Annotated in this window: 21 protein-coding genes; 6 read left to right on the forward strand and 15 right to left on the reverse strand. The window is 73.1% G+C overall.

The features are described from left to right. The first annotated feature begins 26 nt into the window (after nucleotides 1-26). The 3 genes from AC0665_RS14330 to AC0665_RS14340 all read left to right on the forward strand — a co-directional run bounded on the left by AC0665_RS14330 (nucleotide 27) and on the right by AC0665_RS14340 (nucleotide 2,974). Nucleotides 27-1,382 (forward strand): aminotransferase class III-fold pyridoxal phosphate-dependent enzyme, encoded by a 1,356-nt coding sequence (locus AC0665_RS14330; RefSeq protein WP_468408488.1) that lies wholly within the window; start codon nucleotides 27-29, stop codon nucleotides 1,380-1,382. A 118-nt stretch (nucleotides 1,383-1,500) separates the two neighbouring features. Further along, entirely contained in the window at nucleotides 1,501-2,202 is a 702-nt protein-coding gene (locus tag AC0665_RS14335) for a GntR family transcriptional regulator (RefSeq protein WP_363117516.1), read from the forward strand. A 121-nt stretch (nucleotides 2,203-2,323) separates the two neighbouring features. Then, on the forward strand, nucleotides 2,324-2,974 hold the full coding sequence (locus AC0665_RS14340) for a hypothetical protein (protein ID WP_363117515.1): 651 nt from the start codon (nucleotides 2,324-2,326) through the stop codon (nucleotides 2,972-2,974). Nucleotides 2,975-2,983: 9 nt separating this feature from the next. On the opposite strand, the gene AC0665_RS14345 is transcribed toward AC0665_RS14340, so the two are convergent. Continuing rightward, nucleotides 2,984-3,277, reverse strand: coding sequence for a hypothetical protein (locus tag AC0665_RS14345; protein WP_468408486.1), 294 nt, complete (start codon nucleotides 3,275-3,277; stop codon nucleotides 2,984-2,986). 135 nt (nucleotides 3,278-3,412) lie between these two features. Next, nucleotides 3,413-4,696, reverse strand: a complete 1,284-nt coding sequence (locus AC0665_RS14350; protein ID WP_468408484.1) for an adenylosuccinate synthase — start codon at nucleotides 4,694-4,696, stop codon at nucleotides 3,413-3,415. A gap of 185 nt (nucleotides 4,697-4,881) precedes the next feature. Here AC0665_RS14350 and AC0665_RS14355 point away from each other — a divergent pair, with 185 nt between their 5' ends. After that, nucleotides 4,882-5,763 carry a diacylglycerol kinase family protein gene (locus AC0665_RS14355; protein ID WP_478603373.1) on the forward strand — a complete coding sequence of 294 codons (882 nt, stop codon included), beginning with the start codon at nucleotides 4,882-4,884 and terminating at the stop codon, nucleotides 5,761-5,763. Nucleotide 5,764: 1 nt separating this feature from the next. On the opposite strand, the gene AC0665_RS14360 is transcribed toward AC0665_RS14355, so the two are convergent. Next, on the reverse strand, nucleotides 5,765-6,271 hold the full coding sequence (locus AC0665_RS14360) for a GbsR/MarR family transcriptional regulator (RefSeq protein WP_468408480.1): 507 nt from the start codon (nucleotides 6,269-6,271) through the stop codon (nucleotides 5,765-5,767). Between the two features lie 74 nt (nucleotides 6,272-6,345). Here AC0665_RS14360 and AC0665_RS14365 point away from each other — a divergent pair, with 74 nt between their 5' ends. Together AC0665_RS14365 and AC0665_RS14370 are read left to right on the forward strand one after the other, a co-directional pair. Beyond that, the gene (locus tag AC0665_RS14365) at nucleotides 6,346-7,251 is read left to right on the forward strand and encodes an ABC transporter ATP-binding protein (RefSeq protein ID WP_468634919.1); all 906 of its coding nucleotides are present in this window, start codon (nucleotides 6,346-6,348) and stop codon (nucleotides 7,249-7,251) included. Further along, on the forward strand, nucleotides 7,248-8,876 hold the full coding sequence (locus AC0665_RS14370) for an ABC transporter permease (RefSeq protein ID WP_478603371.1): 1,629 nt from the start codon (nucleotides 7,248-7,250) through the stop codon (nucleotides 8,874-8,876). Before AC0665_RS14365 ends, AC0665_RS14370 begins: the two co-directional genes overlap by 4 nt. 7 nt (nucleotides 8,877-8,883) lie before the next feature. Here the strand turns inward: AC0665_RS14370 and AC0665_RS14375 are convergent, their stop codons facing one another. The 12 genes from AC0665_RS14375 to AC0665_RS14430 all read right to left on the reverse strand — a co-directional run bounded on the left by AC0665_RS14375 (nucleotide 8,884) and on the right by AC0665_RS14430 (nucleotide 22,174). Further along, entirely contained in the window at nucleotides 8,884-10,089 is a 1,206-nt protein-coding gene (locus AC0665_RS14375; RefSeq protein WP_478603368.1) for a cytochrome P450, read from the reverse strand. 104 nt (nucleotides 10,090-10,193) lie between these two features. Continuing rightward, complete coding sequence (locus AC0665_RS14380; protein ID WP_468408472.1) at nucleotides 10,194-10,859, reverse strand: response regulator; 666 nt, start codon at nucleotides 10,857-10,859, stop codon at nucleotides 10,194-10,196. Next, nucleotides 10,856-12,199 carry a sensor histidine kinase gene (locus tag AC0665_RS14385; protein WP_478705094.1) on the reverse strand — a complete coding sequence of 448 codons (1,344 nt, stop codon included), beginning with the start codon at nucleotides 12,197-12,199 and terminating at the stop codon, nucleotides 10,856-10,858. Before AC0665_RS14385 ends, AC0665_RS14380 begins: the two co-directional genes overlap by 4 nt. Nucleotides 12,200-12,308: 109 nt before the next feature. Then, complete coding sequence (locus tag AC0665_RS14390; protein WP_468408468.1) at nucleotides 12,309-12,992, reverse strand: response regulator; 684 nt, start codon at nucleotides 12,990-12,992, stop codon at nucleotides 12,309-12,311. Further along, the gene (locus tag AC0665_RS14395) at nucleotides 12,989-14,365 is read right to left on the reverse strand and encodes a sensor histidine kinase (RefSeq protein ID WP_478705095.1); all 1,377 of its coding nucleotides are present in this window, start codon (nucleotides 14,363-14,365) and stop codon (nucleotides 12,989-12,991) included. Before AC0665_RS14395 ends, AC0665_RS14390 begins: the two co-directional genes overlap by 4 nt. Beyond that, complete coding sequence (locus tag AC0665_RS14400; protein ID WP_478603675.1) at nucleotides 14,358-15,554, reverse strand: acyltransferase family protein; 1,197 nt, start codon at nucleotides 15,552-15,554, stop codon at nucleotides 14,358-14,360. The genes AC0665_RS14395 and AC0665_RS14400 overlap by 8 nt, the downstream gene beginning before the upstream one ends. Nucleotides 15,555-15,561: 7 nt before the next feature. Beyond that, on the reverse strand, nucleotides 15,562-16,710 hold the full coding sequence (locus tag AC0665_RS14405) for an alpha/beta hydrolase (RefSeq protein WP_478705096.1): 1,149 nt from the start codon (nucleotides 16,708-16,710) through the stop codon (nucleotides 15,562-15,564). 200 nt (nucleotides 16,711-16,910) lie between these two features. Next, a complete protein-coding gene (locus AC0665_RS14410) occupies nucleotides 16,911-17,774 on the reverse strand; it encodes an alpha/beta hydrolase (RefSeq protein WP_478705097.1) in 864 nt (287 codons plus the stop codon). A 239-nt stretch (nucleotides 17,775-18,013) separates the two neighbouring features. Further along, the gene (gene kynU, locus AC0665_RS14415; RefSeq protein WP_478508299.1) at nucleotides 18,014-19,198 is read right to left on the reverse strand and encodes a kynureninase; all 1,185 of its coding nucleotides are present in this window, start codon (nucleotides 19,196-19,198) and stop codon (nucleotides 18,014-18,016) included. Next, complete coding sequence (locus AC0665_RS14420) at nucleotides 19,191-20,021, reverse strand: tryptophan 2,3-dioxygenase family protein (RefSeq protein ID WP_468408460.1); 831 nt, start codon at nucleotides 20,019-20,021, stop codon at nucleotides 19,191-19,193. Before AC0665_RS14420 ends, kynU begins: the two co-directional genes overlap by 8 nt. Before the next feature lie 150 nt (nucleotides 20,022-20,171). Beyond that, nucleotides 20,172-20,585, reverse strand: a complete 414-nt coding sequence (locus AC0665_RS14425; protein ID WP_363117499.1) for a DUF3151 domain-containing protein — start codon at nucleotides 20,583-20,585, stop codon at nucleotides 20,172-20,174. Between the two features lie 122 nt (nucleotides 20,586-20,707). Next, nucleotides 20,708-22,174, reverse strand: coding sequence for an MFS transporter (locus AC0665_RS14430; RefSeq protein WP_468408458.1), 1,467 nt, complete (start codon nucleotides 22,172-22,174; stop codon nucleotides 20,708-20,710). Between the last annotated feature and the right edge of the window lie 8 nt (nucleotides 22,175-22,182).

Raw genomic sequence — 22,182 nt, forward strand, 5'->3', positions numbered from 1 at the left:
TCTCCCCCGCGCCTACGCTCGCCCGCATGACCCCTCAGCCGAACCCCGAAGCCGGTGCCGCCGTCAAGGCCGCCGACCGTGACCACGTGTTCCACTCCTGGTCCGCTCAGGAGCTCATCGACCCGCTCGCCGTCGCCGGTGCCGAGGGGTCGCACTTCTGGGACTACGACGGCCGCCGCTACCTCGACTTCTCCAGCGGGCTGGTCTACACGAACATCGGCTACCAGCACCCGAAGGTCGTCGCGGCGATCCAGGAGCAGGCGGCGAGGATGACGACGTTCGCGCCCGCCTTCGCGGTCGAGGCGCGGTCGGAGGCGGCCCGGCTGATCGCCGAGCGGACGCCGGGCGACCTGGACAAGATCTTCTTCACCAACGGCGGCGCCGACGCCGTCGAGCACGCCATCCGGATGGCCCGGCTGCACACCGGCCGCCCGAAGGTGCTCTCGGCGTACCGCTCGTACCACGGCGGCACCCAGCAGGCCGTGAACGTCACCGGCGACCCGCGCCGCTGGGCCTCCGACAGCGGCACGGCCGGGGTCGTGCACTTCTGGGCGCCCTACCTCTACCGCTCCCGCTTCTACGCCGAGACCGAGGAGCAGGAGTGCGCGCGGGCGCTGGAGCACCTGGAGACGACGATCGCCTTCGAGGGGCCCTCGACGGTCGCGGCGATCATCCTGGAGACGATCCCGGGCACGGCCGGGATCATGGTCCCGCCGCCCGGTTATCTCGCCGGGGTGCGGGAGATCTGCGACAGGCACGGCATCGTCTTCGTCCTGGACGAGGTCATGGCCGGGTTCGGGCGCACCGGTGAGTGGTTCGCCGCCGACCTGTTCGACGTCACCCCCGACCTGCTGACCTTCGCCAAGGGCGTGAACAGCGGCTATGTGCCGCTGGGCGGAGTGGCGATCTCCGGCGCGATCGCGCAGACCTTCGGCAAGCGGCCCTACCCGGGCGGTCTGACGTACTCCGGGCATCCGCTGGCCTGCGCGGCCGCGGTGGCGACGATCAACGTCATGGCGGAGGAGGGCGTCGTCGAGAACGCCGCGCGCCTCGGCGAGTCCGTCGTCGGGCCGGAGCTGCGGGCACTGGCCGAGCGGCACCCCAGCGTCGGCGAGGTGCGCGGCGTCGGCATGTTCTGGGCACTGGAGCTGGTCCGCGACCGGGAGACGCGGGAGCCGCTGGTGCCGTACAACGCGGCCGGTGAGGCGAACGCACCCATGGCCGCCTTCGCCGCCGCCGCGAAGAAGGGCGGGCTGTGGCCGTTCGTGAACATGAACCGGACGCACGTGGTGCCGCCCTGCAACATCAGCGAGGCGGAGCTGAAGGAGGGCCTCGCGGCCCTGGACGCGGCGCTGTCGGTGGCGGACGAGCACACCGAGTAAAGAGCTGTAAACCCGTCAGTAACCGACATTCTCGCGACTCATTCGAACGCGTAAGGTGGCGTGCTCGTAGACATATACGCGCACGCCACCCGAACGCGACGAGGGAGACGCCCTGACCATGCCCGCCAGCACCGGCAACGGCGCCGTGACGCGCAGCACCCTGCGACAGCAGATCGCCGACGCGCTTCGTGACGAGGTGCTGGCCGGGCGGCTCCAGCCGGGGCAGGAGTTCACGGTCAAGGAGATCGCCGAGCAGTACGGGGTGTCCGCGACGCCGGTGCGCGAGGCGCTCGTCGACCTCTCCGCCCAGGGGCTGCTCGAAGCCGACCAGCACCGCGGCTTCCGGGTCCACGAGTACTCGGTCGAGGACTTCCGCGGCATGATCGAGGCCCGCGACCTGGTCATCGAGGGCATGTTCGTCGCGCTGACCGAGGGGCGCCCCAACGCGGTGCGGCCGGACGATCCCCGGTCCGCCGCCGTCGTCGCGGGGGTCCGCAGGCGCGGCGAGGAGGCGCAGCGGGCCGCCGCCGCCGGTGATCTCTCCGTCCTGATCGGCTACGACCTGCGTTTCTGGCGCGAGCTCGGCGCCTGCTTCGGCAATCCCTACCTCGCCGACTTCCTGCACCGGCTGCGCGTCCAGACCTGGGTCTGCGCGGTGCAGCACCTGCGCCGGCTGACCGATCTGCGCGGCGAGCTGTGGGCCGGTCACACCCGGCTGGTGGACGCCCTGATCGACCGCGACAACGACGCCGCCCGGGCGATCATCGCCGCGTACAACGCGCACTCGCTCGACCTGATCGAGCGGCTCGCCTCTCGATGACCCGAGTCGCCGCTGCCCGTGTGGGTATGGGACAGGCACGGCGGGAGCCGTGACCGTGTCGCACCGCTACCCTTCTTGACCACCGTGCTACCCGACCACCGCGCTGAGCGAGGAGCCTTCTTTGGCCTGTGACCTGTGGCTGGTACCGCTCGTCGACGTGTTGTGCCACACGCCGGACAACCCCTTCGCCGAGGAACTCGCGCAATACAACAAGGTGCTCGCGGAGGCCGGTCTGCCGCCGGTGCCGGTGTACCAGTACATGCCGGGCCTGACCGGTGACGTCGCCCCGGTCGCGGGCTTCGACTACGACGCGCTGCACTTCCTGCGCCGCGCCTACCTGCTCCAGGTGTGCGGCCTGCCGGTGACGCCCGTGGACGAACTGGGCGGCGACTACGAGCAGCTGCTGGAGATGTTCGAGTCGACGGCCCAGCAGTCCCACCTGGTCTGGCACTACGACCACGCGGGCGCCTACGTCCCGGTCGACTTCCCCAGCCCGCTCGCGGACGACGACCTCCTCGCGGGCGGCGGCCCGCTGGGCTCCTCGCACGCCCTGCTGCGGGAGCTGGAGGTCGTCGCCCCTGCGCTCGGCATCGACCCGGCCAACCCGCCGGCGGCCCCCCAGCCGCCACTCGCCCCGACGGAGCTGGAGGAGCCCGCCGTTCCCGCCCCGTACGACCCGAGCCCGTTCGCCCGTGAGCGGCACGTCTGGCTCGGGCTGCACGCGGCCGTGACCCGCAGTCTCGCCCAGGGATCGATGATCGTCTTCAGCTGAGCCGGCGGCTCAGCGGCCCAGCTGGGAGAGGCCCTTCTGCACGTCCTCGACGTTCATCACCGGCGTGTAGGTGATCTCCGCGTTGAGGTGGAGGAAGAAGGGCTCGCTGAGCACCGGCATCTGCGAACTGTCCTGCATGTCGAAGACCAGGAAAGCGGTGCGCTTGCCGTGGTCGGACGTGAAGTAGGCCGCTTCGGGCTTGATCTGTTCCAGCGACTCCTGGATCAGCTTCCCCAGGGTGCCGTTGCGGATGGCCTCGTTGGCCTTCTCCGTGTCCATGGACGCCTTGAGCATGACGCGCATCGCACTCACCTTCTCCTGGTCGACGCACGCGGGGGTATGGCTTCAGCGTATGCCGGTTCCCGGCAACTCTCCCGCCGGGAGAACGCGGGCCGCCCCCCGCGGGAACGGGGGGCGGCCTGCGCGGAGGGTGACCGGTCAGAGGAACGAGTTGATCTCGATCGTCTCGTCGCGGCCCGGGCCCACGCCGATCGCGGAGATCGGGGCGCCGGACATCTCCTCCAGCGCCTTCACGTACGCCTGGGCGTTCTTCGGCAGGTCGGAGAAGGACTTCGCCTTGCTGATGTCCTCGGACCAGCCCGGGAGCATCTCGTAGACCGGCTTGGCATGGTGGAAGTCGGTCTGGGAGTACGGGAGCTCCTCGACGCGCTTGCCGTCGATCTCGTACGCCACGCAGACCGGGATCTGCTCCCAGCCGGTGAGGACGTCGAGCTTGGTGAGGAAGAAGTCGGTCAGACCGTTCACACGGGTCGCGTAGCGGGCGATGACCGCGTCGAACCAGCCGCAGCGGCGGTCACGGCCGGTGGTGACACCGCGCTCCCCGCCGATGCGGCGCAGTGCCTCGCCGTCCTCGTCGAACAGCTCGGTCGGGAACGGACCGGCGCCGACGCGGGTGGTGTACGCCTTCAGGATGCCGATGACCCGGCTGATCTTCGTCGGGCCGACACCGGCGCCGGTGCAGGCACCGCCCGCGGTCGGGTTCGACGAGGTCACGAAGGGATACGTGCCGTGGTCGATGTCCAGGAGCGTGCCCTGGCCGCCCTCGAACAGGACGACCTTGTCCTCCTCCAGCGCCTGGTTCAGCACCAGGACGGTGTCGCAGACGTACGGCGCGAGCTTGTCCGCGTAGGCCAGCAGCTCCTCGACGACCTGGTCCACGGCGATCGCGCGCCGGTTGTAGAGCTTGGTGAGGATCTGGTTCTTGACGTCGAGGGCCGCCTCGACCTTCTGCGTGAGGATCGACTCGTCGTAGAGGTCCTGCACGCGGATGCCGACGCGGTTGATCTTGTCGGCGTAGGTCGGGCCGATGCCGCGCCCGGTGGTGCCGATCTTCCGCTTGCCGAGGAAGCGCTCGGTCACCTTGTCCACCGTCACGTTGTACGGCGTGATGATGTGCGCGTTTCCGCTGAGGAGGAGCTTGGACGTGTCGACGCCACGCTCGTTCAGACCGCTCAGCTCGGAGAGCAGGACCGACGGGTCGACGACGACGCCGTTACCGATGACCGGCGTACAGCCGGGAGACAGGATTCCGGAAGGGAGGAGGTGCAGTGCGTACTTCTGATCACCCACGACCACCGTGTGGCCGGCGTTGTTGCCGCCCTGGTAGCGCACCACATAGTCCACGGAACCACCGAGCAGGTCGGTGGCCTTTCCCTTGCCTTCGTCACCCCACTGAGCACCGAGCAGCACAAGTGCGGGCACGCGCGTACACCCCTTCCGGGCGGGGCATGTCCATGGTCGAGGGCGAACGCGGAGGATCACAGCCGCGTGCACCGCGACCGCCGTTGGCGGCCAACCGTCGGACCGGATGCCCCGGAATAGACGAAGCCCCTGGCGCAATAGCGCAAGGGGCTCTTGCACAAAGATGCTACCCGAGGAAGCGAGGCATGGCCGAGGTGGCGACTTCCGCGACGTCCGAGCAGCTGTTGGTGGTGGTCGACCCGGGCGCCCGTCGGTCGGACGGCGAGTCCGTCAGGATCGCGAAAGACGTGCTCGGCGCGGGTGCCGGCATGAAGCTGTGCCTGCCGGACGGGCCGGAGGAATTCGCGCGGGCACTGGCCCGGCGGGGCTCGCGGCGACCGGTGGTGGTGGGCGACGACCGGGCCCTGATCCGCGCGGTGGCGCTGCTGCACCGCCACCGGGAGCTGGCCGGATGCGCGCTGTCGGTGGTGCCGGTCGGCAGTGCGCAGGCCCTGGCCCGGTCCCTGGGCGTGCCCGCGGGGACGGTGGCGGCGGCGCGCGCGGTGCTCGACGGGGTCGAGCGGCGGATGGACCTGATGGTCGACGACAGCGACGGGGTGGTGCTCGGCGCGCTGCGGATACCGCCCTTGTCGCCCGCCCCGGCCTGGTCCGGCCCGCAGGCAGAGCCGGACCCGGGGCACGTGCCGGGCCGCCCGTGGCTGCGGACCTGCCAGTCCCTGGTGCGGACCCTGGTGCCGGTCAACCGTCCGTCCCGGCCCGCCGCCGCGCCCGAGCCGGGGCCGTCGCGGCTGCGGGTCGAGGTGGACGGGGAGACCCTCGTGGACCTGAACCAGCCGGTGGAGGCGGTGTCGGTGGCACCCTCCGCGGCGGGCCTGGCGTCGGTGGAGGTCAGACCGGTGTCGGTGGGCGCGGAGGCCTCGCCGCTGCTCGCGGAGGGTCGGACGGTGACGGTGTCCGGGGCGCACTTCCGCTACCGCGCGGACACCGTGGTCTCGGGGCCGGTGCGCACCCGGACGTGGGTGGTGCGGGAAGGAGCGTGGGGGCTGACGGTGCCGTCGGGGCGGTGAGTCAGGCCCCGGCGTCCGGCCCGAAGATCCTGGCCCGGTGCACGCGCCAGCGTTCCATCAGCCCCGCGAGCTCGCCCTCCATGAACTCGAAGAACGCCAGGGTCTCGGTGAGGCGGCGGCCCGCCGGGGTGCCGGCGCCGAGGCCGGCGACGCCCTCGCGCAGGGCGGCCTCCCAGCGCTTGAGGACGGCGTCGCGGTTGGTCAGGGCCTCGTACCACTGATCGCCGTGCACCCGGTAGCGCTCCCGGCGCGAACCGGGCTCCCGCTCGCGCGAGACCATGTGCGTCTGGGCCAGGTAGCGCACCGCGCCGGAGACCGCCGCGGGGCTGATCCGCAGCTGCTCCCCCAGCTCGGCGGAGGTCATCGAGCCCTCGTCCGAGGACAGCAGCGCCGCGAAGACCCGGGCCGGCATGCGCGCCATCCCCGCCTCGACGAGCTGCGCCGCGAAGGACTCCACGAACCTCGACACGGCCTCCGCGTCCCGGCCGCTCCCGGCTGATTGCGTCATGGGGCCCATCCTAAGCGCGGTTCACACTGTTCCTAACCTTCACAAATTTCTGAAAGTCGCGTACGTTCTGAAGCGTGACGAAGGCCATCACCGTCTCCGGACTGCACAAGTCCTTCGGACGGACCCACGCGCTCGACGGACTCGACCTGGAAGTCGCCACCGGCGAGGTCCACGGCTTCCTCGGCCCCAACGGCGCCGGGAAGTCCACCGCCATCCGGGTCCTGCTCGGTCTGCTGCGCGCCGACTCGGGCGCCGCACAGGTCCTGGGCCGCGACCCGTGGCAGGACGCGGTCGAGGTGCACCGCCGCATCGCCTACGTCCCCGGGGACGTGACGCTGTGGCGCAACCTCTCCGGCGGCGAGGTCATCGACCTCTACGGCCGGCTGCGCGGAGGACTCGACCGAAGGCGCCGCGCACAGCTGACCGAGCGCTTCGAACTCGACCCCACCAAGAAGGGCCGCACCTACTCCAAGGGCAACCGGCAGAAGGTCGCCCTGGTCGCCGCGTTCGCCTCGGACGTCGACCTGCTCATCCTGGACGAGCCGACCTCGGGCCTGGACCCGCTGATGGAGGAGGTCTTCCGGGCCTGCGTCGAGGAGGAGCGCGACCGGGGCCGCACGGTCCTGCTCTCCTCCCACATCCTCAGCGAGGTCGAGCAGCTGTGCGACCGGGTGAGCATCATCCGCAAGGGCCGTACGGTCGAGAGCGGCTCGCTCGCCGACCTGCGCCACCTCACGCGCACCAGCGTCGTCGCCGAACTCGCGGGCGCGCCCGACGGCCTGGCGGAGCTGCCGGGCGTGCACGGCCTGGAGGTGCGGGGGCACCGCGTCCGCCTCCAGGTCGACACCGAGCGGCTGGACGGCGTCCTGCGGTCGCTGAGCGCCTCGGGCGTGCGGTCGCTGACGTCGACACCGCCGACGCTGGAGGAGCTGTTCCTGCGCCACTACCAGGACGGCACGGCCGAGGCGGGCGCCCGATGACGGCCTTCGCGGCGCGGCCCGGCGGCGCACGTCACCTGGCGGGCACGGGCACCCTGCTGCGGTTCGCCCTGCGCCGCGACCGGCTCCTGATCCCCGTCTGGATCGCGGTGACCGCGCTGATGGTCCTCTCCATGCCGAGCACGCTGGAGGGCCTCTACGGCACTCCCGCCGCACGCGCGGACCTGGTCCGGCAGGTGGAGACCAACTCCTCGCTGCGGGCGATGGTCGGCCCGGTCTTCGGCGACTCGCTGGGCGCCCTGACGGCCTGGCGCGTCGGCCTCTACGCCGGTGCCCTGGCGGCCGTGATGAGCCTGCTGGTCGTCGTGCGGCACACCCGGGACGAGGAGGAGAGCGGCCGTCAGGAGCTGGTGGCGTCCGGGACGGTGGGCCGCCGGGCCTCCCTGACGGCGGCCCTGCTGGGGGCGGCGGTCGCGAACGGGGTGCTGGCACTGCTGCTGACGGCCGGACTGGCCGGCCAGGGCGGCACCGGGGCACTGGCCCTCGGACTCGGGGTCGCCGGGGCCGGGATGGTCTTCGCCACGATGGCGGCGATCGTCGCCCAGCTGACGCAGAGCGCGCGGCTGGCGCGCGGCCTGACGGCGGCGGTGCTCGGGGCCGCGTTCGTCCTGCGCGCGGCGGGCGACTCGGCCACGGACGGGGGCACCTCCCCGGCTTCCGGCGCCGGAGGAGGCTCCTCGGTCCTGACCTGGCTGTCGCCGCTGGGCTGGCTGGAGAACCTGCGGCCCTACGCCGCCGAGCGCTGGTGGGTGCTGGTGCTGTTCGCCGGGGCGGTGGTCCTCCAGGGCCTGGCGGCCTACGCGCTGGCCGGCCGCCGGGACCTCGGCATGAGCTTCCTGCCGACCCGGCCGGGCCCGGCGTCCGGCGATCTGGGCAGCGCGGGCGCCCTGGCCTGGCGGTTGCAGCGGGGCGGTGTGCTCGGCTGGGGCATCGGATTCTTCCTGGCCGGGGTCGTCTACGGCGGCATGACCGAGGGTGCGGCGGACCTGGTCGGCGGCAACGACAACGCCCGGAAGGTCTTCGAGCGGATGGGCGGCCACTCCGGCCTGACGGACGCGTTCCTGGCGTCGATGATCGGCATGCTCGGCCTGGTCGCGGCGCTGTACATCGTGGCGTCGGTGCTGCGTCTGCACGGCGAGGAGACCTCGGGCCGGGCGGAGCCGGTGCTGGCCAACGCCGTCGGCCGCCTGCGCTGGGCCGCCGGCCATCTGCTGATCGCCTTCGGCGGCGCCACCCTGATCATGCTGCTGGCCGGGCTGGGTTTCGCCGTCGGCTACGGCAGGCGGACCGGCCCGGTGCTGGTCGCGTGTCTGGCGCAGCTCCCGGCGGTGTGGGTGATCGGCGGGCTGGCGGTGCTGCTGTACGGGGTCCTGCCCCGGGCGGCCATGGCGGCCTGGGGCATCGCCGGGGCGGCACTGCTGATCGGCTGGGTCGGGCCCGCGCTGGACGTACCGCGGGCGGTGCTGGACCTCTCCCCGTTCGGCCACCTGCCCAAGCTGCCGGGCGGCTCCGTACGGTGGGGGCCGCTGCTGGCGCTGACCGGGCTGGCGGTGGCACTGGTCGCGGGCGGGCTGGCGGGGCTGCGGCGGCGGGACATGACCACCTAGCCGGTGATCAGCCCACCTCGACGGTCAGCCCCTCCAAGCCCCTGATCACGAAGTTCGGTTTCCTCTCCGGCTCGGTGGCGAGGCGGAGGGTCGGGGCCCTGTCCAGCAGGGCGCCCATCGAGGCCGCCAGTTCGATCCGGGCCAGCGGGGCGCCGATGCAGTAGTGGATGCCCGCGCTGAAGGAGATGTGCGGGTTGTCCGCGCGGGTGAGGTCGAGGCCGGACGGGTCCCGGAACACCTCCGGGTCGTGGTTGGCGGAGCCGAAGAGCATGGCGATCTCCGCGCCCCGGGGGATGGTCGTGCCGGCGATCTCGATGTCGTCCAGGACCCAGCGCTCGAACAGCTGGAGCGGGGTGTCGTAGCGCATCAGCTCCTCGATCGCGGAGGGGACGAGCGTGTGGTCCGAGCGCAGCAGCTCCAGCTGGGAGGGGTTGCGGAACAGGGCATACCAGCCGTTGACCGTGGCGTTCACCGTGGCCTCGTGGCCGGCGTTGAGCAGCAGGACGCAGGTGGAGATCATCTCCTGCTCGGTGAGGCGGTCGCCCTCGTCGTGGGCCTCGATGAGGCCGGAGACGAGGTCCTCGCCCGGCTCCTTGCGGCGGGCCGCGATCAGCTCGCGCAGATAGTCGGAGAACTCGACCGACGCCCGCACCGCCCGCGCCGCCGTCTCCTCGGACGGGTTCAGCTCGTACATCCCGCAGATGTCCGCCGACCAGGGGCGCAGCGGGGCCCGGTCGGACTCCGGGATGCCCAGCATCTCGGCGATCACCGCGACCGGGAGCGGCTCCGCGACGTCCTTCAGCAGGTCACCGCCGCCCGCCGCGACCAGATCCGCCACCAGCGCGTCGGCCAGCCCCCGCACATACGGCTTCAGCCGCTCCACCGTGCGCGGCGTGAACGCCTTCGACACCAGACGGCGGATCCGGGTGTGGTCCGGCGGCTCCAGGTCGAGCATCCCGTGGTCGTTGAGCGTGTGGAACGGCTCGTGCTCCGGCGGGGGCGCGCTGCGGCCGAACTCCTCGTGCGTGAACCGGTGCTGGTACGTCCGGCCGAGGCGCCGGTCGCGCAGCAGTGCCGAGACGTCCGCGTGGTGCGAAACGAGCCACTGGTTCGTGGGCTCGAAGTAGTGCACGCGGCCCTGGGCACGCAGCTCGGCGTAGGCGGGGTACGGGTCGGCGAGGAAGGCCGGGTCCCACGGGTCGAATGCAGCCATGCCGGGACGCTAGCCCCACAACCCCGTCCCTGACCAGGGTCTTCCTTCAAGTGGCCGAGGGGAAAACGCGCTTTCCACGTCACCCCCCGGCCGCCCGGGGGCGGCTACCCGGGCGTCACCAGCCGTGCCTCGTACGCGAACACCGCCGCCTGGGTACGGTCCCGCAGGCCCAGCTTCACCAGGATCCGGCTGACGTGGGTCTTGATCGTCGACTCGGCGACCACCAGCCGCTCCGCGATCTCCGAGTTCGACAGGCCCTGCGCGATGAGGACCAGCACCTCCGTCTCCCGGTCGGTGAGGTCCCCGTACGCCGCCTGCGCGGAGGGCATCAGGCGCGGCGTCGCGGAGAGCTTGGAGAACTCGGTGATCAGCCGCCTGGTCACCGACGGGGCCAGCAGCGCCTCCCCCGACGCGACCACGCGCACCCCGTCGGCGAGCTGGCGGGCCGAGGCGTCCTTGAGGAGGAAGCCGGAGGCACCGGCGCGCAACGCCTGGTACACGTACTCGTCGAGGTCGAAGGTGGTGAGCACCAGCACCCTCGCCGCGCCGTCGGCGGCGACGATCTCGCGGGTCGCCTCGATGCCGTTCAGCTCGGGCATGCGGATGTCCATCAGCACCACGTCCGGGGCGAGCTCGCGGACCTTGGTGACGGCTTCCCGGCCGTTCACCGCCTCGCCGACGACCTCGATGTCCGGCATCGCGTTCAGCAGGACCGAGAAGCCCTCGCGCACCATCATCTGGTCGTCAGCGATCAGGACGCGGATGGTCATGCGTCACCCTCGTCCGGCAGGGCGACCGGCAGGAACACCGTCACCTCGTAACCTCCGTCGTCCGTGCCGCCCGCCGTCATCTCGCCGTTCAGCATCGACACCCGCTCGCGCATGCCCGTGATGCCGTGTCCGGCGCCGGGCGAGGGCTTGATCAGGTGCGGGTGGGGCGGCGGGCCGTTGACGACGCGCACTCCCAGGCCGCCGAGCACATAGCCCACCTCGACGCGGGCCGTCGCGCCCGGAGCGTGCCGCAGGGTGTTGCTGAGCGCCTCCTGCACGATCCGGTACGCCGACAGCTCCACGCCCTGCGGCAGCTCGCGGACCGCTCCCGTCACCACCTTGTCCACCGGTAGCCCGGCGTCCCGCACATTGGCCAGCAGCCCGTCCAGGTCGGCGAGCGTGGGCTGCGGCGCGTCCGGGACCTCGTAGTCCTCGGCGCGGACGACGCCCAGCACGCGGCGCAGTTCGGTCAGGGCCGCCACCGCGTTCTCCCGGATCGTGGCGAACGCCTTCTCCAGCTCCGGGGGCGGGTTGTCCACCCGGTAGGGCGCGGCCTCCGCCTGGATGGCCACCACCGACATGTGGTGCGCGACGACGTCGTGCAGCTCCCGGGCGATGGTGGTGCGCTCCTCCAGCAGGGTGCGGCGGGAGCGCTCGTGCGCGGTGACCGTCTGCTGGGCGGTGACCTCCTCCTCCGCGTGGCGGCGGATGTGCCAGACGGTGACGCACAGCAGGACCAGGGCCGATATGACCAGCATGGAAGCGGCGTTGCTGCCGTACTCGTAGTACGTCGGGCCTATGCCGGTGTCGGCGATGAGGGCGTACAGCGCCGTCAGCACCCACATCCATGCTGCCGTGCGCGGCCGGGTGCGTATCGCCACGACCGTCAGCACGGTCAGATGGCAGGCGAAGCTGCCCGCGGCCCAGGGCCATTCGCCCCAGCGGCTGCCGAGCACGGAGGCGAACGGGGTGGAGACCATGGACGCCCAGAACGCCGCGACCGGCCGCACCATGGTCAGCAGCACGGGAACCACGCAGAGCAGACCGAGCAGCACGGCCGGGCCGCCGGAGTCGACCGTGGAGGCGGCCAGGGTGATCAGGGCCGCCACGCCGATCACGGCGTGCGGGAGCCACGCGGCGTACACCCGCAGCCGCCCCGGCAGCCGCCGCACGAGCCGCCCGTCCGTGCGCCGGCCCGGCAGCGGCCGGTAGGCGAACGCGTCGTGGATGAGGTCCTGCCGCAGCCCGCGCAGGGAGTCCACCGCCACCCGGTACTCCGGACTGCGCGGCTTGGCCCCGCCCCCTGGCGGCGTGGTCTGCATGTGAGTCGTCTCGGTCACGTACAGAACGGTAGGCGTAGGCCGGGATCGCGGTCGTCCCCAGTGAGAGGGGTCATACGGGGTCCCTCTCAGGTACTACGGGAGCCACCAGGGGGGACCGGCGCCGCCCTCAGTAGCCGGAGGGCCGCACCAGCCCCGACTCGTAGGCGAACACCGCCGCCTGGGTGCGGTCCCTGAGGCCGAGCTTCACCAGGATCCTGCCGACGTGGGTCTTCACCGTCTGCTCGGCCACGAACAGATGCCGGGCGATCTCCGCGTTCGACAGGCCCTGCGCGATCAGCGCGAGCACCTCCGTCTCCCGCTCGGTGAGGTCGCCGACGCGCTCCTTGAGGGGGGCGCGGGGCCTGCCGTCGAGCCGCGAGAACTCGGCGATCAGCTTGCGGGTGATGACCGGGGCGAGCAGCGCCTCCCCGGCCGCGACCACCCGGACCGCCTCGGCGAGCTGTTCCGACGAGGCGTCCTTCAGCAGGAACCCGGAGGCCCCGGCACGCAGCGCGTCGTACACGTACTCGTCGAGGTCGAAGGTGGTGAGCACCAGCACCCTGATGTCCGGGTGTGCGGCCGTGATGCGCTCGGTCGCCTCGATGCCGCCGATACCGGGCATGCGGATGTCCATGAGGACGACGTCGGGGGCGGTCTCGGCGGCCTTCGCGATGCCGCCCGCGCCGTCCTTCGCCTCGCCGACGACCTCTATGTCGGGCTGGATGCCGAGCAGCACGGTGAAGCCCTGCCGGACCATCGCCTGGTCGTCGACGATGAGAACCCGGATGGGGTCGCCGGTGCCGCTCGTCATGAAATCCCTCCCTGGGGGGCCGTGGGGTGGTCGGTGCCGGGGGTGCCGGCGGGCGGGGTGTCCGGGAGGAAGGCGGTGACCTTGAAGCCGTCCCAGTGCCACGGGTGCGCCGTCATGGTGCCGCCGAGCATCGCGACCCGTTCCCGCATGCCGAGCAGGCCGTGGCCCGCCCCTGTCGAGGGGGGCGGGGGCGCGGTCGGGCGGCCGTTGACGATCTCCACCTCGACGCCGTCCGGCTGGTAGGCGAGGCGGACCGTGATCCGCGCGCCCGGCGCGTGCCGCAGGGCGTTGCTCAGCGCCTCCTGCACGATCCGGTACGCCGACAGCTCCACGCCGGGCGGCAGCGGGCGCCGCTCGCCGCTGATGTCGGTGACGACCTCGCGGCCGGCGGCCCGGGTGTTCTCCACCAGCGCCTCGAGCCGGTCGAGCGTGGGCTGCGGCGCGTGCGGTGTGAACGCGTCCCCCGGGCCCGCGAACGGCTCGCCCGGCCCGGGGTGCTCCGAACGCAGGACGCCCAGCACCCGGCGCAGTTCGGTCAGGGCCTCCAGCGCGTTCTGCCGGATGCCCGCGAGGTTGTCCTTGAGCTCGTCGGGCGGGTTCTCGACGAGATGCGGGGCGACCTGCGCCTGGATGGAGATGACCGACATGTGGTGGGCCACCACGTCGTGCAGCTCCCGCGCGATGCGACTGCGCTCCTCCAGCAGGGTGCGCCGGGCGCGCTCCTCGGCGGTGAGCGTGGTCTGCTCGACGAGCTGCGCCCGGGCCTCGCGCCGCCCGCGCAGCGCGCCGGCCAGTATCACGACGACGGTGAACAGGGAGATCGCGAGCACACCGGTGGTGTCGTAGGGTCCCGCGGTCCACACGTGCTCGAAGACGTAGGTGACGGCCGCGGTCACCGACAGAGCCGCCACCGCCGCCCGGGTGGGCACCCGCAGCGCGAGCAGCAGCAGCACGAGCAGCTCGGCGATGATGCCCGCTGCGGTCCAGGGCCAGGTGTAGGTCTCCGGGCCGAAGCCCACCCGGGTGCGCACCGTGACGGCGACCAGGACGAACATCCCCAGGGACAGCCACCACGCCGGTACCGGCCGCCACAGCCCGAGCACCACGGCGCCGCCCTGCCCGACCCCGGCCAGGAGGGCGAGTCCGGAACCGAGATGGCCGTTGTCCGCCATGTCCCCGGCGCCGCCGACCGTGATGCCGAACGCGGCCAGGCACAGCAGCCCGTGCGGCAGCCAGCGCAGCCATGTGGAGGGCGGCAGCGGGTCCGCGCGCAGGGTCCACAGGTCTTCGCGCACACCCCGCAGCCAGCCCCTGAAGCGCGCTCGCAGCGCGCGGCCCACCCCCGAGTCCTTCACGCGGCTCAGCCTAGACATGACGGGCCTTCGCCGCTGTGCCCCGGTCGGACGGCCGGTGCGCCCGCACCACCCGCGACCTGCGGCCCCGGCCGCCACCGCCCTGCTCGAAGGACCGGAAGGCGGCCCAGCAGACCGCGAGGGCGAGCACGAACACCGGCAGCCACAACAGCCGGGCCCCGACCCAGCCGAGTCCGTCGGGCACGGTGTGCAGGCCGGGCAGCCGGCCCGCGAGCAGACCGGTGGCCGTCGTGGCCATCAGGGCCGTCTGGTGCCAGAGGAAGACGGTCATCACGGAGAGGTTGAGCAGCGCCACCGCCGCCCACGCCACGGGCCCGCGCATCGCCCGCCGCAGCCGCTCGCGCAGCAGCAGGGCCAGGCCGCACTGGGCCAGGCCGAAGGTGACGACGGCCAGCGTCGGCGGGTACAGGTTGGACACGCCCTCGCCCGGGACGCCGACCATCGACGCCGGATAACCCGCCCATGCGACGAGGCCCGCGGTCGCCGCCGCCCCGGCCCCCAGCAGGAGCCAGCCCGCGCGGCGGCGTTCCAGCTCACCACGGGTCCAGGCCGCGCCCAGCGTGTAGGGCACCGTCCAGGCGGCCACCACGTTCACCCAGCCCAGCCAGGCGGGACCGCCCAGGCCGAAGCGGAGCAGGTCCACGTGAAGTACGACGGCCAGCGGCCAGAGCGGGTTGAGCCGGGTGAGCAGCGGGGTCGCCGCCGTCAGGCCCGCGAACACCACGAGGAACCACAGCGGGGACAGGGCCAGCTTCACCAAGGTGCGGACCGTGCCGAACTCGGCGCCCGACAGCAGCAGGGCGAGCGCCGCGACCGTCCACAGGACGAGGATGGCGGCGACCGGCTTGAACAGCCGGGTGAGGCGGCTCGTCAGCCACTGCCGGTACGGCACACCGCGGGCCCGGGCCGAGGCGAGACCGCGGGTGGCGACATGGCCCCCGACCAGGAAGAACACCGCGAGTGTCTGGAACATCCAGGAGACGGGCGCCAGCCAGGGCATGTGCTGGAGGGGGCTCGCCGTGCGCAGGGTGCGGCCGTCCGAGACCAGGGCCGTGACCAGCCAGTGCCCGAGGACGACCCCGAGGACGGCGGCGGCCCGCAGGGCGTCCACGGCCCGGTCCCGGCCGGGCGGGGTGTCCCTGGTGATGCGCTCGGCACCACGGCGCATGCCCTGCCGGATGTCTCGCATGCCGAGGTCAGTCATGGGTCACCGCCTTGGTCTCGCCCAGGACGATCCGGGCCAGGTTGGTCAGGGAGGTCGAGCCGGGCCGGAAGTAGGCGCTGTGGCCGGCGTCGCCCGCCTCGAAGGCCCGGGCGCCGAAGGCCGGGGAGACGGGGTCGGTGCCGAAGCCGACGGTGGTGCCGAACAGGTCGGCGCTCAGATGCGGTACGTGCTCCACCCAGTCGTCGGCGCCCCGGGCCGCCCAGACGCGGGCGCGGGTGCGCAGTCCGGCGACGGTGTCCGCGCCGGTGCCGGGGCTGCCGACGAGCGCGATGTCGTCGACGGCGAGTCCGGTGGCGGAACGGCCGCAGACGACCGAGCCGTAGGAGTGGCAGAGCAGCGAGAGGTGTGCTCCCGCGCGGGTGATCGCGCGCAGGTCGGTGACCAGCGCGCGCAGTCGTGGGGCGGCCTGCTCCGCCCTGCCGGTGGTCGTGACCGTCGTGCTGACGGTGGCCGGGGTCTCGTAGCCCAGCCAGGCCACGACCGCCGTGCGGGTGCCCGCCGGGGCCTGCCGGATGAGCTCCCGGTGCAGGGCGGCGGCCGCCGCGTGGAACCGGGCGTAGGTGTCGAGGCTCGTGTCGGAGCCGGGGACCAGGACGGCGACGCGATCGGCCCGGGCGAGATCCCCGAGCACCTCCGTCACCAGACCGGAGCCACGGCCGTCGAAGTGCAGCAGCTCTCGGCCCGGCCCCGCCAGTTGACGGTCCGTCGCGGCGCGGGCCCGGTCGTGGTGCGCGGCGGCGGTGCGGGCCGCCTCGGCGGCGTTGGCGCGGTTGGCGGCGTAGGCCTCGTCGAGCGTCGACGCGCTGAGGGGCGCGAGGGAGGCGGGGGGCGGGGCGGGGGTCTGCGGCCGCACGGCCGCGGAGAGGGGGAGAACCACCGCGCTCGTGACGAGCGCGGCGAGCACGGCGCGCCGCCAACGGCCGGTGTGGCGCGGGGGGTTGAGGGAATGCCGGCGGTTGATGCGAGACCGGCGGTCGGCACGGCGCGAGCCGTCGACGTTGCGCGAGCCGCCCTCGTGGTGCGAGCCGTCGGCGCGGCGCGAGCCGTCGGCACCTACGCCGTCACCACCGCGTCCGACACCCGCGCCGCCGCCACGGCGGTACTCCCCTACGGACCCCATGGACGTCCCCCTCCCCTCGCACCCGGCCATCGGGTCTGCGTGGAAGGGAAGTTACGGAGGGCAACGCCTCGTCCGCGTCACACCGGGGAACCCATCCGCGGTGTAGCTCTCAGGTACTACGGGTATGACCGGGGACCCCCCGACGGGCTCGCGGAGAGACTCTCACGACACCGCGCCGCGACACCGCGCCGCGACGCCGCTCACCAGGCAAGTTGCGCGATCTCCTCCACCACCACCGCGCACGCGTCCGCCGTCGGGTCGATGAGCGGGAAGTGCCCCACGTCCTCCAGCAGCGTCACCCCCACCATCTCCCCGGCCTTGGCCGCCGCCTCCGCGTACGACTCGGCGACCGCCTGCGGCACGACGAGGTCCGTGCGGCCCTGGACCAGGGTGGTGGCGATGCCGGTGGGCAGCAGCAGCGCCGGGTCCGCGTACGGCTGCCGCTCGGCGAAGTGCTCGTCACCGCCCAGGAGCTGGCGCGCGGCACCCCCGCACACGTCCAGCTTGTCGGCGATCGCGAAGTCCGCGATCGGGGCGAGGGCGACGACACCGCGCAGCGACACCGGACTGCCGCCGCGCCAGGGCGAGTCGGCCGGAAGGACGTGCCGGGCCGCGCCCCACAGGGCGAGGTGCCCGCCCGCCGAGTGGCCGGTGAGGACCGTGCGGCGCGGGTCGGCGTGCGGAAGTGCCTCCCGGACCAGCGCCGGAAGGGCGTCGAGCGCCGCGGCGACGTCGTCGAAGGTGTCGGGCCAGCGGCCCGCGAGGGCGTCGTCACCGCCACCGCGCCGGTACTCCACGCTGGCCACGGCGAACCCGCGGCGGGCGAGGACGCCCGCGAAGGGGCTGATGTGACGCCGGTCGTACGGGGCCCGCCAGGCACCGCCGTGCAGCACGACGACGACCGGGGCCGGTCCCGGGCCGCCCTCGCGGCGCGGTGCGAAGAAGTCGATCACCTGGTCGGGGTGGTCGCCGTAGGCAGCGGTGGCGTCGGGGTCGACGGGCGCGTGGGAGAAGGCCGACTTCTCCTCGGCAGCGGCCCGTGCTGCTGCGACGTCGTCCGTCATGCTCCAACCTTCCAGCGGTGAACCGTAGATGGCGGACCGGTTGCGGGGTCAGCCGTTGGCCGGGACGGTACCAGGCACGTGACATGCGAGGACATGGGGATGTCACGCTCGGTGAGGTCGAACGGCGGCCCGACCGTCGCGGAGCCGGCGGGCGGCGGCCCGACGGGCGCGGGGCCGGCAGGCGCGGGGCCGGCGGGCGCGGGGCCGGGACACCGCGCGGGCGTCCCGGCCGCCACCGCTCAGGCCAGGGTCTGCGCCAGCACCCGTGCGGCCCGCTCCACGTCGGCGAATCCGACGTACAGCGGCGTGAAGCCGAAGCGCAGCACGTCCGGCGCCCGGAAGTCGCCGACCACACCCCGCTCGATGAGCCGTTTCATGACGTCACCGGCGTCGTCGCAGCGCAGGGCGATCTGGCTGCCCCGCTCCTCGTGCGCCACCGGCGTCACGCACTCGACCCGGCCCTCGGGCACATGGGCCGCCACGCACTCCAGGAAGAAGTCCGTCAGGGCGAGGGACTTGGCCCGCACCGCCTCGACCGACACCCCGTCCCAGACCTCCAGGGCCGCCTCCAGGGCGAGCATGGAGAGGATGTCCGGCGTGCCGACCCGGCCCCGCAGCGCGCCGGGGGCGGCCTCGAAGTCGCTGCGCATCCCGAACGGCTCGGCGTGCGAGTTCCAGCCGGGCAGCGGGGAGTCGAAACGGTCCTGCACCTCCCGCCGCACATACAGGTACGCGGGTGAACCCGGCCCGCCGTTCAGGTACTTGTAGGTGCAGCCGACCGCGAGGTCCACGCCGTGCTCGTCCAGGCCGACCGGCAGCGCGCCCGCGCTGTGGCACAGGTCCCACACGGCGATCGCCCCGGCCTCGCGCACGGCGGCCGTCAGTCCCGGCAGGTCGTGCAGCCGTCCGGTGCGGTAGTCCACGTGGTTGAGCAGGACGGCGGCGGTCCGCTCGCCCAGCGCGCCCGGCACCTCGGCGGGGGTGACCGGCCGCAGGGTGCAGCCGGTCAGCCGCGCGGCGGACTCGGCGATGTACCCGTCGGTGGGGAAGGTCGTCGCGTCGACGAGGAGCTCGTCACGGCCCTCACCGGCCAGGCGCACCGCGCCCACCAGCGCCTTGAACACGTTGACACTCGTCGAGTCGCCGACGACGATCTGCCCCGGCGCGGCCCCGACCAGCGGGGCGATCCGGTCGCCGATCCGCTCGGGCGCCGTCCACCAGCCGCTCTCCTCCCACGACCGGATGCGCAGCTCGCCCCACTGGCGGCGTACGACGTCCTCGACCCGCCCGGGCACCGCGGCCGGCAGCGCGCCCAGCGAGTTGCCGTCCAGGTAGACGACCTCGTCCAGCACGAACTCGGCCCGCTTGCCGCCCAGTTCGTCGACGGCGTCCAGCTTCTGCGCGCGTTCCGTCAGCTCAGACATAGGACCGCGCCGTCCACAGCTCGGGGAAGACGTTCTTCTGCGCGCGCTTCTCCAGCCAGGCCACTCCGGCCGAGCCGCCCGTGCCGGTCTTGGCGCCCATCGCGCGGCGGGTGGCGACCAGGTGGTCGTTGCGCCAGCGCCACACCAGTTCGGCGACGTCGCTCAGCGCCTCGCCCAGCCGGGCGACCTCGTCGCTCTCGTCGCCCGAGTAGACGGCCGTCCAGGCCGCCTCCACCTCCGGCGACGGCTCGTAGCGCTTGGTGACGTCACGCTCCAGCACGGCCTCCGGGATGTCGTACCCGCGCCGGGCGAGCAGCCGCACGACCTCGTCGTACAGGCTCGGCTCGTGCAGCGCCTTCTCCAGCTCGGCGTGCACGCGCGGCGCGCCCCGGTGCGGGACGAGCATCGACGCGGACTTGTCGCCGAGCAGGAACTCCATGCGCCGGTACATCGCCGACTGGAAGCCCGAGCCCTCACCGAGGGCGCTGCGGTACGAGTTGAACTGGGCCGGCGTGAGCTGGGCCAGCGGCTTCCAGGAGTGGTTGAGCGCCTCCAGTTCGCGCACCGACCTCTTGAGCGCGGCCGTTGCGGTGGGGATGTCGTCACCCCTGAGGGCGCGTGCCGCCGTCTCCCACTCGTGGACGATGACGGTGAACCACAGCTCCATCACCTGGGTCGTCACCAGGAAGACCATCTCTCCGGGATCGTCGGAGAGGGTGTGCTGGAGGTGCGTGAGCACGTCCGCCTTGACGTAGTCCTCGTACGGCGTCGTGCCGTGGAAGTCGAGATGCGGGGTCTCGGGCTCGTGAGCCTCGTGGGACATCGCTGTCTCCTGCGTATTACTCCGGGTAGCGGTCCGCCCCTGCCGAATCCGACACGGGGGCCCCGGTCCCCGAGGGCATATTGCGCAATCGTCCCCCCAAACCGCAAGGCCCGCCTTTCGGGGGCGGGCCTCGCGTGCACGGACCGTGACTCAGCCCAGGACCTGCGCCGCCGTCGGCGAGGAGTCCTTCAGGAACTGGGAGCAGCGCTCGTACTCCTCCTGCTCGCCGATGGCCTGCGCGGCCCGGGCGAGGGCGTGCAGGGCACGCAGGAAGCCGCGGTTGGGCTCGTGCTCCCACGGGACCGGGCCGTGGCCCTTCCAGCCGTTGCGGCGCAGCGCGTCCAGGCCGCGGTGGTAGCCCGTACGGGCGTACGCGTAGGACTCCACGGTCGAGCCCCGCTCGAACGCCTCGTCGGCGAGCTGCGCCCAGGCGAGCGAGGAGGTGGGGTGCGCACCGGCGACCTCGGCGGGCGCGGCGCCCGAGGCGAGCATGTCCCGCGGCCCGGGGTCGTCGGGGAGGTGAGTCGGGGGCGGACCCCCGAGAAGGTTCTCGTGAATGGACATGCCCCAAGTCTGCGCCATCCCACTCGGCCGCGGGCACCGGTCCCGCTCAGCCTCAGCACCGGCACCCTGCGCCGTGCATCCAGCGCCCTGCACCTGGCACCCGGCAGCAGCGCCCCGCCCCTCTACCCCAACCGCTTACGCACCGGCTCCCCCTCCAGCGGAGGGGCCGTCACACCGCCGTGGTGCAGGCACTCCGGGCGCTTGCAGTCCGGGGGCGGCCTGCGCACCGTCGCGGCCGCGACCACCGCGCCCGCCACCAGCGCCCCGGCACACCACCCCATCGCCTTGCCGAACGCCGTGTCGAAGGCGGCCGGCTCCCGGTACGCCTCCTCGCCCATCCCGGCCAGGAGCGGCAGCGCCGCCACCGCCACGAGGCCCGCCGCCCGGGCCGCCGCGTTGTTGATGCCGCTGGCCAGCCCCGCCCGCACCACGCTCACCGAGCCCAGGACCGTCGCCGTCAGCGGTGCCACCAGCGTGACCATGCCGAGCCCGAGCACCATCAGGGCCGGCAGCACGTCGGCGGCGTAGGACGCTCCCGGTCCGACCCGCAGCATCAGCAGCATGCCCGCCGCGCACAGCAGCGGCCCCACCGTCAGCGGGAGGCGCGGCCCGATGCGGTCGGCCAGCTCCCCGGAGCGCGCGGACAGCAGCAGCATCAGGGCGGTCGTCGGCAGCAGCGCCGTACCGGCCGCGAGGGCCGAGTAGCCCACGACCACCTGGAGCTGGAGCGCGGCGAGGAAGAAGAACCCGCCGAGGGCCGCGTACACGCACAGCGTGACGAGGTTGACGGCCGTGAACTGCCGGGACGCGAAGATGTCCGGCGGCATCATCGGATCCGGCCGGCGCCGCTCGACGACCACGAACGCGACGGCGGCGGCCACCCCCGCCACCGCCGCGACCAGCACGACCGGACCGCCCCCACCGGCCTCGATCAGCGCGTACGTCACCAGCGCGAGCGCCAGCGCGCCCAGCACGGCCCCGAGCACGTCGAAGCGCCCGTGCGGCCTGCGGTCCCCCGACTCGGGAACATGCCGCAGCGCCACCGGCACGCACACCAGCGCCAGCGGCACGTTCAGCCAGAACACCCACCGCCAGCCCGGCCCGTCCACCAGCCAGCCGCCGACGAACGGCCCGACCGCCGCCCCGATCCCGCCGAAGCCGGACCACAGGCCGACCGCCCGCCCCCGGTCGTCGGGGTGGAAGGACGCCTGGATCAGCGCCAGTGACCCGGGGGTCAGGAGCGCGCCGCCGACCCCTTGAAGGGCCCGCGCGGCGATCAGCACACCCGCGTTCGGCGCGATCCCGCACAGCAGCGACGCCACCGCGAACCACACCACCCCGACGACGAACACCTTCCGCCGCCCGAACCGGTCCCCGAGCGCCCCGCCCAGCAGGATCAGCCCGGCCAGCGTGACCATGTAGGCGTTGACGGTCCACTGCAACGCGGACAGATTCGCGTCGAGGTCGCGGCCGATGCGCGGCAGGGCGACATTGACGACGGTCGAGTCCAGCATCGCCATGCTGGAGCCGAGGACGGTGGTGAGCAGGACCCACTTGCCCTGCGGTGAGGCCAACCGGACATCGGGCATGCAGGGAG

This window comes from Streptomyces sp. NPDC043685, from assembly GCF_056436585.1.